The organism is Glaciecola sp. KUL10, assembly GCF_003203515.1.
GTDB lineage: Bacteria > Pseudomonadota > Gammaproteobacteria > Enterobacterales > Alteromonadaceae > Glaciecola.
The window spans coordinates 422,170-437,336 of the sequence record NZ_BGNG01000001.1 but is presented as its reverse complement, the minus strand read 5'-3'; the positions used below and the strand labels follow the sequence as shown (position 1 = coordinate 437,336).

The following is a 15,167-nucleotide window of genomic DNA, read 5'->3' as shown; positions in this document are numbered from 1 at the left end:
TATCTGTGAATATATCTAAACTCATTTATTATTGCAGAGCTGGTTTTGAAGCTGACATGGCTGCGGAGTTAGATTCTCATTTTGCGCAAGTGTCTTTGTATGGATATAGCCAATTAAAAGCTAAGCAAGGCTTCGTTAGTTTTAACCTATATTCTCCTTTTATTTTCGAGAGCGATGGTCGTGGTAAATTTCCTGTAAAGTTTGATGAGTTGATGTTTGCAAGGCAGCAGTTGGCTTGTATCGGTAACTTAACATTTGAATCAAACAAGGATCGAGTGGGCGATATACTCACATTTTTAAATGACCTAAACATTAATGTGCCCTTTGGTGATGTATTTTGCGAGCATCCTGAAACCGAAAATGGCAAAGATATGGCTAAATTTTGTAAAAAGTTTAGCGTGCCCTTAAGGCAAGCACTGCGCAAGCATAAGCGATTATCGGTAAAGCCAAACAATGGTTTGAGTTATCTGCATTTGTTTTTTGAATCAAGCGAATCTTGTGAAGTCTGTCTTTCATTTCCAAAAAACAGAAGCAACGATTACTTGGGAATTACTCGTTTGAAATTCCCAAGTGAAGCACCAAGTCGCTCAACTCTAAAATTAGAAGAGGCTATCCTAAAGTTACTACCACGCAACAGCCATAAAGAAATCTTGGTTAAAGGAATGACCGCAGTTGACCTTGGAGCATGCCCCGGTGGTTGGACATATCAATTAGTTAAACGAGGCATAAAAGTTGAAGCAGTTGATAACGGCGAAATTGCGGACTCACTGATGCAAACTGGTTTAGTCACACATTTTGCACACGACGGTTTCAACTATCAACCTCAAGAAGGCCATGTGGACTGGTTGGTTTGCGACATGATAGAAAAGCCAGATCGCGTGGCGGCATTAATGACTTCTTGGCTTGTTACGCGAAAAACCACAAGTAGTATTTTTAATCTTAAGTTGCCTATGCAAAAGCGTTATGCCGTTGTAAAGCATGAACTCGATACCATGATAAAAGAGTTGAACGAAAAACAGATAGACTTTCATATGCGCGCAAAGCATTTATATCATGACCGTGATGAAATTACCGTGGCGGTAGTGACCGGCGGACATTTGATTTAATACACCAAGAAAGGTGACCTTTTACAGATTCTTTGTGGGTAATAGGTGCTTGTTAAATGTGAAAGTTTTGTTTCAAAACAGAGTTTGCAAGGTATTATTCACAGCTAATTTATAATCTTTTCAATCAGCGCCACTTTAGGGGTGCAATTGCGCTAATTAATCTATATAATCCCGCATCGAATTTTTTAGAACCTATAGATAAGTGGAAGCATGTCAGATTTAGCACATTACAGAAACATAGGTATTTTTGCTCACGTTGACGCGGGTAAAACGACCACTACAGAACGTATTTTGAAACTCACTGGTAAAATTCATAAAACTGGTGAAGTACACGACGGTGAGTCTACTACTGACTTCATGGAACAAGAAGCTGAGCGCGGAATTACTATTCAATCGGCAGCTGTAACATGTTTTTGGAAAGATCATCGTTTTAACGTTATTGATACTCCAGGACACGTTGACTTCACTGTTGAAGTTTACCGTTCATTGAAAGTACTTGACGGTGGGGTGGGTGTTTTCTGTGGATCAGGTGGTGTTGAGCCTCAATCTGAAACGAACTGGCGTTATGCTAACGAATCAGAAGTCGCACGTATCATTTTCGTAAACAAACTAGACCGTATGGGTGCTGATTTTTACCGCGTAGTGAAGCAGGTTAAAGACGTGCTTGGCGCTAATCCGCTAGTTATGGTTCTACCAATCGGCGTCGAAGATGACTTTGCCGGTGTAGTCGATTTGCTTGAGCAAAAAGCCTATATTTGGGACGAAACTGGTCTTCCAGAAAACTACGAAATCACAGACATCCCAGCGGATATGGTTGAAAAAGCGGCTGAATATCGCGAGATGCTAATTGAGACTGCTGTTGAGCAGGACGACGATCTTATGATGGCGTATATGGACGGCGAAGAGCCTTCTATCGAAGACTTGAAGCGTTGTATCCGTCAAGGTACTCGTAATCTAGACTTCTTCCCAACTTTCTGTGGTTCAGCCTTTAAAAACAAAGGCATGCAGAATGTGCTAGATGCAGTTGTTGATTACTTACCTAGCCCTACAGAAGTAGAGCCACAAGATTTATGTGATCCTGAAACAGGCGATGCAACGGGCGATAAAGCGATTGTTAGTCCTGATGAGCCCTTCCGAGCTTTAGCATTTAAAATCATGGATGACCGTTTTGGTGCACTTACGTTTGTTCGCATTTACTCTGGTAAATTGAACAAAGGTGACACAATCTTAAACTCTGCAACGGGCAAAACTGAACGTGTTGGCCGCATGGTTGAGATGAACGCCGACGACCGCACAGAGCTTTCGTCTGCACAAGCAGGTGATATCATTGCTATCGTGGGCATGAAGAATGTTCAAACTGGTCACACGCTTTGTGATCCTAAGCATGAATGTACACTTGAGCCAATGATCTTCCCTGAGCCAGTAATCTCTATTGCGGTTGCTCCTAAAGATAAAGGGTCAACTGAGAAGATGGGTATAGCGATCGGTAAAATGGTTGCAGAAGATCCTTCTTTCCAAGTTGAAACTGACGAAGATTCAGGCGAAACCATCCTTAGAGGTATGGGTGAGCTTCACTTAGACATCAAAGTTGACATCCTTAAGCGTACTTACGGGGTTGAGTTAGAAGTAGGTAAGCCTCAAGTCGCATACCGTGAAACAATCACGAAAGCGGTTGAAGATTCTTACACGCATAAGAAGCAATCTGGTGGTTCTGGTCAGTTCGGTAAGATCGATTATCATATTCGTCCTGGTGAGCCAAACTCAGGCTTCACATTTAAGTCTACTGTTGTTGGTGGTAACGTTCCTAAAGAATTCTTCCCAGCAATTGAAAAAGGCTTTAAAGGCATGATGGGTGAAGGTGTCATGGCTGGCTTCCCAGTACTTGACGTTGAAGTTGAGTTATACGACGGTGGATTCCACGCAGTTGACTCATCAGCGGTAGCATTTGAAATTGCAGCTAAAGGCGCATTCCGCCAGTCAATTCCAAAAGCGGGCCCTCAACTTATTGAACCAATCATGAAAGTTGATGTTTTCACTCCTGAAGATCACGTTGGTGATGTAATTGGTGACCTTAACCGTCGCCGTGGCATGATCAAAGATCAAGAAGCAGGCGTAACGGGTGTTCGCATCAAAGCTGACGTACCACTTTCAGAAATGTTCGGTTACATCGGTTCACTACGTACAATGACTTCAGGTCGTGGTCAGTTCTCTATGGAGTTCTCACACTACAACCCATGTCCACAAAACGTTGCTGAAGCCGTAATTGAAGAAGTTAAGGCGCGTAAAGACGCGAAGTAATCGACTTTTTTAAAGATATTAAAAACCCGCCAGATGGCGGGTTTTTTTTCAAAATTGGATGACTTGTCTAGAATGTAACGATATTGAACTGCATTTGTGCATAGCTAATCTTGGAAGGTGATACTTACATAAAGCATCGAAACTTTTTTGCTAAACCAAGGAAGTAGCAACAACGTTATAATCTTTTTAATAAGCCTTTTAACAGTTTTAAGTCTGCTTGTTCTATTACTTGTTTACCGTAGATTAATGCTTCATATCTTTCTTGATATTCAAGTAAAGACTTAAGTTGCCTAGCAGAAATATTCGTTTGACCCATGTTTGTTTCGGTGACTCTGGTGACTAACTGTTTCATTGTTTCATGCTTTTCTTTAACGTAACCAAATTTGCTTATTTTACGTTGAAACAAAAGATTTAATTGTGCAAATTCATCTCTTGGTCTATACGATTTAATTGCAAACACCAGCCCTAGAAATACACCTATACTTACAAAGGCGATGGCTAAGGCTAAGCTCATTACGCGCGTATTAATACTGCCAAAAATATTTTTTATTAACGACTTCTGAGTATCTTGATTAAAACCAAGTACTTGTTGGCTCCAACTGTAATCAAGCTTCTCTAGTATTTGGCGTAATTCTCCGAGAATGGGAAAGTCATGCAATTTTGCTAACGAGAAAGGGTTTTGTTCCATAAACTCATCTTGATTTTGAAGCGAGTCTCTTAACCCTGCTGCGATTCTATTGGGAGCAACTAATGCGGTTGGGTCAAAGCGCAACCAACCCTTTTGCGGATGAAGTGCCTCAACCCAAGCATGAGCATCGTATTGGTATACACTTATTACCTTGTTGATTTGTTCTTCACCACCTTGGTAGCCTGTTACAAGTCTGGAGGGAATGTTGGCTAAGCGAAGCATGTACGCAAATGCTGATGCATAATGTGAACAAAACCCTTTTTTTTCATCAAACAGAAAGCGGTCCACTGGGTCATTCGGCATAAAAGGTGGTTTAAGTGTATATTCAAAGTCACCACTCAAAAATTTACGTTGAAGTTTTTCAATTTTTTGTTCAAACGATAAATCGTTATTAATTTGTCGTTTTACCCATTCTTGGGTTTTTTCATTCCCGCTAGTAGGGACTTGAAGGTAAGCGTGCATCAGATCACTTTCATTGAACATATTCAATGCTAGATCAGGGTAAGAACGCACGCTATATAGAGTCTGCGTGTATAGAGGAGTATTCGCACTAAGCTGGTACTGAGATTTCAGTTTTATGTTTGCTGTATTACTCGAATTAACTAATTTAGGGATATCGATTGAGTAAAGCCATTGTGTGGTGCTGGGTTCAGCAATTATCACATATTCGAAATAACGTTGACTTGAAGGTAAACCAAGGCGCGTTTCATTCCAATTGTAATGTTGAGGGTCACGTGCTTGGATTGACCATGTTTTGCCGTCAAAATAGTCCAACACAATTGCTCGCCAATATCGCTCACTATTGTCAGGAATAGCGTCACTGAATTCGGCTCTAAAAACTAAATCATCTGATTGCGCCAAGTTAGCGATATCACCTGGTGTTATCTCTTCCGCTAATCCGGTTTCCGTACCTTTACCTTCGGGTACTTGCCATAGCGGTGGCAATTTTGGTGTGACGACAAATAGTAAAACAGCAATTGGCACAGCTTGTAATAAAATAGGAATACTAAATCGGCTATTAACGCTGTGCGTGCTGTTTGTAAACTCAGTACTGTTTAAAATGATAAACAATAAACAAATGATCGTGCTGTAAAGAATAGTGAATGCTATTTCTTGATGGAAGATCATTCCACAGGCGACTAAAAACATAAGTGTTACGCTTACGGCCTGATAATCTGCCTTGCGGTGTAAGTTAATCATTTTTAAGCAACAAGCGACCATTAACAGGTTAATCATTGTGTTTAATAGACCGTAGTCAGTGGAAAAGAAAATCAGTACCGCAATACAAAAAACGGCAAATAGGTTAAGCATTCGGTTTTGAATGCGCTTGCTATTTGGTCTAAACACTTTATAAAGCAAAATACCGCAAATACAGGCTATAAGGACAATTACCCAAGCCATAAGCGGTTCTAGTATGGTAAGTGTCACCACTATAAACGCGATGAGAAACAATAGCGCGGGGCGGTCAACAACCCTTACGTTAAACCTCAAAGGTCTTCTCCGATGTGAGAATCGTTTACCTTTGAGTGCAAATCAGAAAATAAAGCAAGTGCAGTTAGGCATTGTTTTCTATGTGATTCTCCAGAACTGGGTAAAATTTGTTGAGTTCCTAGGTTTAACCCAAAATTTTGCTGATTTTTACTCAACTGCATTACTGAATAACAAAGCATCCCTAGTGATTCTTCTAGTGAGTAGTCTGAAAATGCGGAAAGGTTTAATACGATAGTACTTGATTGATGAGCCGCAAAATCTTTACTAAGCATGCCTTGGCCTTTTGCAACATGCTTCCAAGAGACGTGATGAATGGGGTCTTCGTCTTTGTATTCTCTTATGCCTTGTAACTCTTCGCTTGAAGAGTTTTCTAATAGGCGATTCTCGCCGCTTTCATCTTTTTGAGAACTTGCTGTGAAATGCAAGGTTTTATTTTGTATGGGTTCAGGGAAAATCATTAACTTGTCTGACACAGCCAAATGAGACCATGTTTTAAATAGGCCAAAAGGGTAACTGGAGAAAAAAGTAATTCGGGGAAGTAGGTGCTTTCCTCGTGGTAATGCACCTAAGAGTAGCTGATGTTCCTGCTCATTGTTTTTCAGCGCAAGCATTCTAACGATACTTTTTTTCGAGCGGCCTCTACGATCTCTGTTGGTTAGGTGTTGACTGTATTGATGCTGGTAATATAGTCGGGATTCAATGATGTCACTGTCATTGATAACTTTTATGTTTAAGAAAGCGGGCTGATTAGCAAACAACTCTTCGTTTTTTATAAATTTAATGGTGATGCGTGTGAAGAAATAAAAACTATGGAAAAGGCTAAGTAACACAACTGAAAGCGCAAAAAAACTGAGTAGCAACACCAAGTTGTTTTGATAATTTGTGCCAAGAATAAACAAAAATATAACGACGAAAATCAGCACCCAACCAAAACTAGTCGGCAAGATAAAGGTGTTATTCAAGTCAAATCGATATTCGTGAGAAGCAGGTATCCGCCGATCTAACCACCTGTTTCTATGTGTATTGAACCATTCACTAATACTGCTTAACATAAGCTCGTTGGTCTAGGCTGCAATAGGATCGACTTTAGAGAGTAGCAATTTACTCAATTTGGTACTGTATGGCTTGTTACTGTCTATACCTTGAAGTCTGTGTTCGACGACTGAGGGTAAAATTGCTTGTACATCTTCAGGAATCACATAATCACGCCCCTGCACAAATGCAAATGCTTGAGACGCGGCATAAATTGATTTGCTTGCCCTAGGGGACAATGCTTGTGGGAACTCTGCCTCGTTTCTGGTCGCATTGACTAGCTTTAAGATGTACTCGACAACTTTTTCAGAGACAACAACATTTTGAGTTTGCTGTTGCAAGTGCAATAGTATCTCTGGCGGCATAACAAGTGCTGGAAACTCCTCATCCGATTGATTCATTAACATTTCCTTTTCGGCGTCGAAGTCTGGATAACCGATGCTGAGTTTCATCATAAATCTATCAATTTGTGATTCGGGAAGGGGGTTCGTTCCTGATTGAAAGAGTGGGTTTTGAGTCGCAATAACAAAAAAGGGATTAGGTAAGTTGTAAGTCTTTCCATCGATGGTTACTTGACTTTCTGCCATAGCCTCTAGCAATGCGCTTTGGGTTTTAGGGCTCGCCCTGTTAATTTCATCAGCAAGTACCATTTGACTAAAAATAGGGCCAGGATGAAATCTAAAGTTATGTGAATCACTTTCATAGATATTGACGCCAAGCATATCAGCAGGGAGTAAGTCTGAAGTAAATTGAATTCTTGAATAATCAAGGCCAAGGACAGATGAAAAACATTGAGAAAGCGTCGTCTTTCCCATGCCTGGTAAATCTTCTAGTAATAAATGACCGCGAGCCAATAAGCAAACCATTGAAAGCTCAATTTGAGTTTGCTTTCCTTTAATCTTTGTCTTTATTGCGTTTATACATTGCAAAATATCGTCACGCATCTAATCATTTACCTTGATTATTGTATAGCCATCGTTCACGTTACTCCTCGTAAGTTGGGATTACAAGAGAGTAACTCCTTTAACATGACGTTTAATTGTACGCTTACCAAAGCATAATTCCCAACATCATTCGATACTATGGTATGAAAAACAAATACTGATTATTTAACGATGACTTGGGGTATGATAAATAGGCATTTAGCAATTTATGCAAATGCTATGAAACAAACAAAGTAACCAAAGTCACCAAGGAAGCATTCAATGGCACTTCACTCAATGGCAGGAAAGCCTGCACTACCTGAACAATTGATAAATGTTGCAAAACTCGTTGCAGACTATTACAGCAAGTCCCCGACACCGGGTATCAAAGAGCAAGCCGTGTCATTTGGAACATCTGGGCATAGAGGAACAAGTTCTTCTGTCAGTTTTAATGATGGACATATCGAAGCAATCTGTCAGGCCTTAGCAGAATATAGAATCAACCACGATATAAAAGGTCCTATCTTTATAGGTAAAGATACGCATGCTTTATCAGAGCCAGCATTAATTACCGCGATTGAAGTATTATCTGCAAATGGCGCAAACGTAGTCATCCAAGAAAATAATGAATACACACCAACGCCCGTGATTTCACACCGAATTTTATCTCACAATAAGGCTAATCCCGATGATATTGGTGATGGCATTGTTATTACGCCATCTCACAACCCCCCTACAGACGGTGGATTTAAGTACAATCCCCCACATGGAGGACCTGCGGGCTCAGAGATTACGAATTGGATCCAAGAGCGAGCAAACAAGATTATTGCAGATGAATATGTGGAAGTTAAGCGCGTTACGATAGATGATGCGTACTCAGCGGGCAAAGTGACTGAAACAGATTTTGCTCAGTTGTATATTGAAGACTTGGATCAAGTGATAGATATGCAAGCGATCTCAAAATCAAAAATAAAACTGGGAACGGACCCTCTTGGTGGCTCTGGTTTGCACTACTGGGATAAAATAGCAAAACACTACGATTTAAATATCACCGTGGTGAATAAAGAAGTAGACCAACGGTTTGCATTTATGCGATGTGACAAAGATGGCAAAATTCGCATGGACTGTTCATCTGCCTCCGCAATGGCTGGGCTCATTGAAATGAAAGATAGCTTTGATCTTGCGTTCGGGAACGACCCTGATTTTGATCGTCACGGAATTGTAACGTCAACCAGTGGCTTGATGAATCCCAATCATTACCTTGCTGTTGCTATCAATTATCTCTATCAAAATAGGCCGCACTGGGACAAATCACTTAAAATTGGTAAAACGCTAGTATCAAGTAGCATGATTGATAGGGTTGCCAAAAAGCTTGGACGTGATTTATTAGAAATGCCAGTTGGTTTTAAGTGGTTTGTAGATGGACTAAACTCCGGAGAAATAGGTTTTGCAGGAGAAGAGTCAGCAGGGGGAATTTTTTTAAGGCGCGATGGCACCCCTTGGGCAACTGATAAGGATGGTTTCATTATGTGTCTGCTTGCTGCTGAATTGACGGCTGTGACAGGCAAAAATCCTGCTCAACATTATCAAGAATTAACTGATCAATTCGGTGCTCCTTTCTATACACGCATCGATGTTGCTGCATCCTTAGATGAGAAACAAAAGTTATCTGCAATGGATGCCAGTGTGGTTAGCGCAACATCGCTAGCTGATGAAGCAATTGAATCTATCCAAACCAAGGCATCGGGCAACAATGCAAGTATAGGTGGAGTAAAAGTAAGTACTCAAAATGGTTGGTTTGCTGCGAGACCATCTGGGACAGAAAACGTTTACAAAATCTACGCAGAAAGCTTCAAAGGTGAAACTCATTTACAGAATTTAGTGAGTGAAGCTGAAGAGTTAGTCAGTAACGTGTTGAAAAAATAGCAAATGTAAAATATTAGTGCATTTAATGTAAATTTTATGTGAATAAATCATGTGTTTTTTCGCCTTATTCGTTTTTATTCTTAAAAATTAACATTAATTTAACATTTGCTTTCTTTGCATACGTTTTCATATGTAGTTTTGCAGTCTGTTGTGTAATAAAATTACGCCAGACGCAAAACTACATGGACTCAAAACATGACTACAAGTAAAACGGCTAAACCAAAAACAGCGACCAAGGCTGCCAAAACTAAAAAAGCAGCGACAAAAACCACTGTTCCGGCGCTCTCCAAAGCTGAAATCAAAGCATCAATCATCAAGCATCTTCATAGCACGCTCGGTACAGATGAAAACAAAGCAAATAATCATGCATGGTGGAAAGCAACCTGTGCAGCAATTCAAGAGCTAGTGCTGGAAAGGTTGAGAACCACTCAAAAAACACACTATGTAAACGATACACGTGCGGTTCACTATTTTTCTGCTGAATTTTTGATGGGACGTTTGTTATCAAACAATATGCATAATTTTGAATTGTTTGACGAAGCAAGTGCTGCCTTAAAAGAGTTAGGTGTAGAACTAACAGACGTTTTGGAAGAAGAACCTGATATGGCACTGGGCAATGGTGGCCTCGGTCGATTGGCAGCATGCTTTATTGACTCTTTGGCGACAAAAGAACTGCCTGCGATTGGTTATGGCTTGCACTACGAACACGGTTTGTTCAGACAAGAGATAAAAAATGGTGCTCAGATAGAAAGACCTGATAGTTGGCGTGACTATGGTAACCCTTGGGAAATTTGTCGACCAGAATCGATTCAAGAAGTGCCCTTGTACGGTTATGTAGAAACAAAATATGGGGCAAATGGGAGCATTCAAAAAGAGTGGCACCCTGGCAATATTGTAAAGGGAGTTCCTTGGGATATTCCTGTTGTAGGGTATGGCGGCAAGACGGTAAATGTGTTGCGTTTGTGGCAAAGTGAAGCTTCTGATTATTTTAACTGGGATGTGTTCAACGCAGGCGGTTATGTGGACGCGCAGCGTGAAAACATTCAATCAGAGACAATATCCAAAGTACTTTACCCAAATGACGAAACAGAAGCGGGTAAAGAGTTACGCCTAATCCAGCAATATTTCTTCTGCGCTTGCTCATTAAAAGATATTATTCGTCGCTACAAGCGTGCACACGGCGATGATTGGAGCCGTTTTGCGGAGCAAGTTGTTATACAGTTAAATGATACTCACCCAGCCATTTCTATTCCAGAATTGATGAGGATTTTAGTAGATAGAGCGCAACTCGACTGGGAGAGCGCTTGGGAAATATGTACTAAAACATTTGCGTATACAAACCATACACTTTTGCCTGAAGCATTAGAAAAATGGCCAGCTAGAATGATCGAAAAGATCCTTCCACGCCACTTAGAAATAATATACGAAATCAATCACAGGTTTATGGCGGAAGTCGAAGAAAAATGGCCGGGTGATAACGCAATGAAAGCCAAGCTTTCGATTATTGAAGAAAGCAGTGAAAAAATGGTTCGCATGGGCAACTTGTCAGTGATTGGTTCGTTTGCTGTTAATGGTGTAGCTGCGATTCACTCTGAACTGGTTAAGAAAAACTTGTTTCCAGAATTTGAAGCACTTTGGCCCGGTAAATTAACAAATGTGACAAACGGTATAACGCCAAGACGTTGGTTAAAAGCCTGTAACCCTGCCTTATCAGAGCTCATTAACAAGAAAATAGGTGATGATTGGCCAACTGACTTAGACAAATTGCAAAGTCTATCAGCGTTTGCGACAAATAAAACCTTCCAAAATCAATTTATGAAAGTGAAGCTCGCGAATAAAAAGAAATTAGCAGAAGAAATTAAAGCGCAAACAGGCATTGTTGTTGATACCAATGCAATTTTCGATATTCAAATTAAGCGTTTACATGAGTACAAACGTCAGCACTTAAACCTAATACATATAATGGCGTTGTACCGTCGTATATTGGAAAACCCTGATTATGATATGCATCCACGGGTATTTATTTTTGGTGCAAAGGCGGCTCCAGGATACAAACTTGCAAAAGATATTATTCTTGCAATCAATAAAGTAGCCGAGAAAATTAACAACGATCCGCGAGCCAATCAAAAGCTAAAAGTCGTGTTTTTACCGAACTACCGCGTTTCATCGGCTGAAAAAATGATTCCTGCGGCAGATGTTAGCCAACAAATCTCTACTGCGGGCAAAGAAGCATCGGGCACTGGCAACATGAAGCTAGCGCTAAATGGTGCAATTACGATTGGTACGCTTGATGGCGCCAACATTGAAATCGCTGAAGAAGTAGGTGACGACAATATCTTCATCTTTGGTTTAACTGTTGATGAAGTCTACAAATTAAACGAAAACGGGTATAACCCATACGATTACTATTATCAGAATCGAGAAATTAAAGCAGTGCTCGATTGGCTAGATAGTGATTACTTCACACCCGGTCAGCCAGGAGCGCTTTCATCAATCAAGCAAAGTTTATTAGATGGGGGCGACCCTTACAAAGTCCTTGCCGACTTTGAATCATACAGCGAAGCAAACATTGCGCTCGATAAAGCATATCGAGATAAAGCAAAGTGGGCACAAATGGCAATTTTAAATACAGCGAAAATGGGTAAATTTACCTCTGACCGTTCTATTCAAGATTATGTAGACAAGATCTGGAAGCTGGATTCTTGCGCCGTTAAATAACACTTTGATAACACTTTAGTTTAAAGTTTTAAATAAAAAGTAGTAAATATAAAGACGCCAGTGATTTAACTGGCGTTTTTCGTTAAGAAAACACTGATTGAAACGATAACAATATATCGGGCCATGGATCGTGACTTCACTTTTCGTTTGCGCCACCTATTTACCGGATTGAACAGGTGCGAAATCAGTTATATGACACAAGAGCATTTTAGTTTAACTACATTACCGAATCGTTATCATTTCTTTGATTTGATTGAACGAGAGGCAGAAAAGCACGGTGCAGTGTCGTTGTACCTTGTGGACGTGATGCGTTTTTCTGATATATCTTCTGCGTTTGATTATCGTGCAGGTGATCAACTGCTGGTAAAAATTGCGAACCAAATAAATCATGTGTTTCATCATAGACTATTACTTGGACGTATCAGTGGTGATATTTTTGGATTGGTTTTTTCCGGCGAGTCTTCTGATAACCAGCTTCGCGAGCGCTATTTCAAGTTAATTGAGCACTTTAAAACACCTATCTTTGTAAATGAAACGGCATTTATCGCTGACTTTAATGTGGGATGTTCGGTAAAAACAAATAAGAATACCGATGTCATGACACTTGTCTCTAGAGCTGAGTCGGCACTAAAACTTGCGAAAAGCAGTAAGCTTGAGAACTTCAAAATCGTAAGCGAACGAAACTTAAGCTCTACAGGCAGAGGATTGGCGTTAAAGGCAGATTTGACCAGAGCACTAAATAACGAAGAATTAGAGCTGTATCTGCAACCCAAAGTAGATTTAAAAACCCTCCAAATAGTAGGCAGCGAAGCTTTATTACGCTGGAATCATCCTCTAGACGGCTTACTATTTCCTGGTGCTTTAATTGAAGCTGCAGAGTCATACAATCTTATGAATGAGTTGGGATACTGGACAATACATCGGGCCATATCAATGTTAGCGTCCTTAAATATGTCAGGGATCAACCTTCCCATATCCGTAAACTTGTCTCCTAGCCAACTATATGACTCGAACTTGTCTCCAAAAATAAAATCATTACTAAAGTATTATTGTGTACAACCCAATATGATTGAGTTAGAGCTCACTGAAGACGTGGCTTTATCTGATTCTATATTAGTAAAACGCCAACTAGATGAAATACGCGCGATGGGTATAAGTTTGTCAATGGATGATTTTGGTAAGGGGTATTCAAACCTTTCTTTAATAAAGGATTTGGATTTACAAGCCATCAAGATCGATAAAGCATTTGTTTTAGAGTTAAAGGATAATCCAGTAAACTTGGCGATTATTCAGGCGACTAAAATTATTGGCGACTCTAAAAACTGTTACACCGTTGCTGAAGGAATCGAAACTATTGAACATCTTAAATTGCTTTCGAATGCAGGTGTACACATGGGGCAGGGCTTTTTGTTTTCAAAAGCAGTTCCGTTAAAAGACTTCATTAAACTTTATCAAAAAGGCGATTTTACCTATCTTCTCGAGGATAACACTCGCAACCAGGCGTGAGGTTGTTTAGACTAAGCAGGTGTTGAATCACTCAAAACTTATTAAATGGAAGCAATAGCAACCCCATCTTTTCTTGCTAAATCACGAACGCAAGGATCGAGTCTTAAGCCTGAAACTTATACCTTAACCAATCAAACTCGCGTAATCATTCACACCGCAGGTGTCATTGAGTTTGTGCCCACTCAGTATACTAAAAATATAATTCTTTCTTCTGGTATTCATGGCAATGAAACTGCGCCAATTGAAATATGTGATGAGTTAGTGCAGCAAGTGTTAAATGAAAATATAATCTTGTGTCAACGCGTTATGTTTATTTTCGGTAATTTGCCTTCAATGGATATTGAAAAACGCTTTGTGGAAGAAAACTTAAATCGGCTGTTTATTAAAAACGTTGAGTTAAGTAATAATGAGCGCAAAAGAGCTTACATACTGATGAACATTGTTGATTCATTTTTTGAGAAAGCAACTCAATCACAAGAAAGAATCCACTATGACCTACACACGGCGATTAGGGATTCAAAAAACGAAAAATTTCTCGTATACCCATATTTATATGGGCGCAAATATTCAAAAGAGCAATTAGCATTTATGTCTGCATGTGGCGTAAATACTGTTTTGTTGTCTCAAGGCCCAACAAGTACTTTTAGTCATTATTCAAGTAAGTTTCATCTAGCTCATGCGTTTACAGTAGAGCTTGGCAAAGTCAAACGCTTTGGCGAGAATGACATGAGTCGGTTTGAACAAACTAAGAAAATGCTACTCGAATTAATTACAAAACAAGAGCCTGTGTTTAAAAGCTTCGAAGCGTGTCCGATTGAAATCTTTGAAGTCGCGCAAGAAATTGTGAAAACGAAAGAAGACTTTGTTCTGCATTTCGATGATGAGCTTGCTAATTTTAGCGAGTTTAAAAAAGGCGATTTAATCGCTAGCGAATCAGGGAAATCCTACTACACTCAGCAGAATTCAGAAGCTATTGTGTTTCCAAATGCATATGTAGCTATTGGACAGCGTGCACTACTTACGGTAATACCTTGTGACATTTAAACTAAATCAAACACTTGAAAAAGACAGCCTTATGGTTTGTGATTTAAGCCTTAGTCAGGTTAGGTTAATTAATGACTGTCAGTACCCTTGGTTTATTCTTGTCCCTCGTAAAAGTGGTTTAAGAGAAATTATTGATTTGACTGAAGATGAACAAGCCTTGATGTGGAAAGAATCAGCTTTGTTGAGCCGATGCATCAAAACATATTTCGCACCTGACAAGCTTAATCTCGGCATGTTGGGTAACATGGTATCTCAATTACATGTTCACCATATTGCTAGGTTTAAAAACGATGTGGCATGGCCAGGTCCAGTTTGGGGGAAGCATAAGATGAAAGCTTATACACCTGAAAAACATGACGTATTGATTAATAAAATCAAAACCATGTTACTCACGTGAGCATTAGTTAAGCTTGTAAAATGTTTATAAGACAAAGT

At 39.8% G+C, this 15,167-nt stretch carries 10 protein-coding genes; 7 read left to right on the top strand and 3 right to left on the bottom strand.

Annotation, left to right across the window (positions count from 1 at the left end; genetic code table 11):
* Window positions 1-5 precede the first annotated feature (5 nt).
* Window positions 6-1,106, top strand: a complete 1,101-nt coding sequence (gene rlmM, locus KUL10_RS02040; protein WP_110427231.1) for a 23S rRNA (cytidine(2498)-2'-O)-methyltransferase RlmM — start codon at window positions 6-8, stop codon at window positions 1,104-1,106.
* A gap of 210 nt (window positions 1,107-1,316) precedes the next feature.
* Entirely contained in the window at window positions 1,317-3,404 is a 2,088-nt protein-coding gene (fusA, locus tag KUL10_RS02035) for an elongation factor G (RefSeq protein WP_110427230.1), read from the top strand.
* Window positions 3,405-3,579: 175 nt separating this feature from the next.
* Here fusA and KUL10_RS02030 read toward each other — a convergent pair whose 3' ends face one another.
* The 3 genes from KUL10_RS02030 to KUL10_RS02020 are packed head-to-tail and all read right to left on the bottom strand — an operon-like array spanning window position 3,580 to window position 7,559.
* Window positions 3,580-5,583 (bottom strand): DUF3488 and transglutaminase-like domain-containing protein, encoded by a 2,004-nt coding sequence (locus KUL10_RS02030; RefSeq protein WP_110427229.1) that lies wholly within the window; start codon window positions 5,581-5,583, stop codon window positions 3,580-3,582.
* Entirely contained in the window at window positions 5,580-6,635 is a 1,056-nt protein-coding gene (locus tag KUL10_RS02025; protein ID WP_110427228.1) for a DUF58 domain-containing protein, read from the bottom strand. Before KUL10_RS02025 ends, KUL10_RS02030 begins: the two co-directional genes overlap by 4 nt.
* A gap of 12 nt (window positions 6,636-6,647) precedes the next feature.
* Complete coding sequence (locus KUL10_RS02020; RefSeq protein ID WP_110427227.1) at window positions 6,648-7,559, bottom strand: MoxR family ATPase; 912 nt, start codon at window positions 7,557-7,559, stop codon at window positions 6,648-6,650.
* Between the two features lie 261 nt (window positions 7,560-7,820).
* On the opposite strand from KUL10_RS02020, the gene pgm reads away from it, so the two are divergent.
* From pgm to KUL10_RS01995, 5 genes are all read left to right on the top strand, one after another.
* Entirely contained in the window at window positions 7,821-9,464 is a 1,644-nt protein-coding gene (pgm, locus tag KUL10_RS02015) for a phosphoglucomutase (alpha-D-glucose-1,6-bisphosphate-dependent) (RefSeq protein ID WP_110427226.1), read from the top strand.
* A gap of 195 nt (window positions 9,465-9,659) precedes the next feature.
* Window positions 9,660-12,182 (top strand): glycogen/starch/alpha-glucan phosphorylase, encoded by a 2,523-nt coding sequence (locus KUL10_RS02010; protein ID WP_110427225.1) that lies wholly within the window; start codon window positions 9,660-9,662, stop codon window positions 12,180-12,182.
* A 192-nt stretch (window positions 12,183-12,374) separates the two neighbouring features.
* Complete coding sequence (locus KUL10_RS02005) at window positions 12,375-13,688, top strand: bifunctional diguanylate cyclase/phosphodiesterase (RefSeq protein ID WP_110427586.1); 1,314 nt, start codon at window positions 12,375-12,377, stop codon at window positions 13,686-13,688.
* Between the two features lie 45 nt (window positions 13,689-13,733).
* Entirely contained in the window at window positions 13,734-14,732 is a 999-nt protein-coding gene (gene astE / locus KUL10_RS02000; RefSeq protein WP_110427224.1) for a succinylglutamate desuccinylase, read from the top strand.
* Window positions 14,722-15,129, top strand: a complete 408-nt coding sequence (locus tag KUL10_RS01995) for an HIT domain-containing protein (RefSeq protein ID WP_110427223.1) — start codon at window positions 14,722-14,724, stop codon at window positions 15,127-15,129. The genes astE and KUL10_RS01995 overlap by 11 nt, the downstream gene beginning before the upstream one ends.
* The last annotated feature ends 38 nt before the right edge of the window (window positions 15,130-15,167 follow it).

What these genes read in the sequence shown, in the direction of transcription:
- astE (WP_110427224.1), top strand. Translation starts at nt 13,734, where the DNA reads ATGGAAGCAATAGCAACCCCATCTTTTCTTGCTAAATCACGAACGCAA.
- pgm (WP_110427226.1), top strand. Translation starts at nt 7,821, where the DNA reads ATGGCACTTCACTCAATGGCAGGAAAGCCTGCACTACCTGAACAATTG.
- KUL10_RS02010 (WP_110427225.1), top strand. Translation starts at nt 9,660, where the DNA reads ATGACTACAAGTAAAACGGCTAAACCAAAAACAGCGACCAAGGCTGCC.
- KUL10_RS02020 (WP_110427227.1), bottom strand. Translation starts at nt 7,559, where the DNA reads ATGCGTGACGATATTTTGCAATGTATAAACGCAATAAAGACAAAGATT.
- KUL10_RS02025 (WP_110427228.1), bottom strand. Translation starts at nt 6,635, where the DNA reads ATGTTAAGCAGTATTAGTGAATGGTTCAATACACATAGAAACAGGTGG.
- KUL10_RS02005 (WP_110427586.1), top strand. Translation starts at nt 12,375, where the DNA reads ATGACACAAGAGCATTTTAGTTTAACTACATTACCGAATCGTTATCAT.
- fusA (WP_110427230.1), top strand. Translation starts at nt 1,317, where the DNA reads ATGTCAGATTTAGCACATTACAGAAACATAGGTATTTTTGCTCACGTT.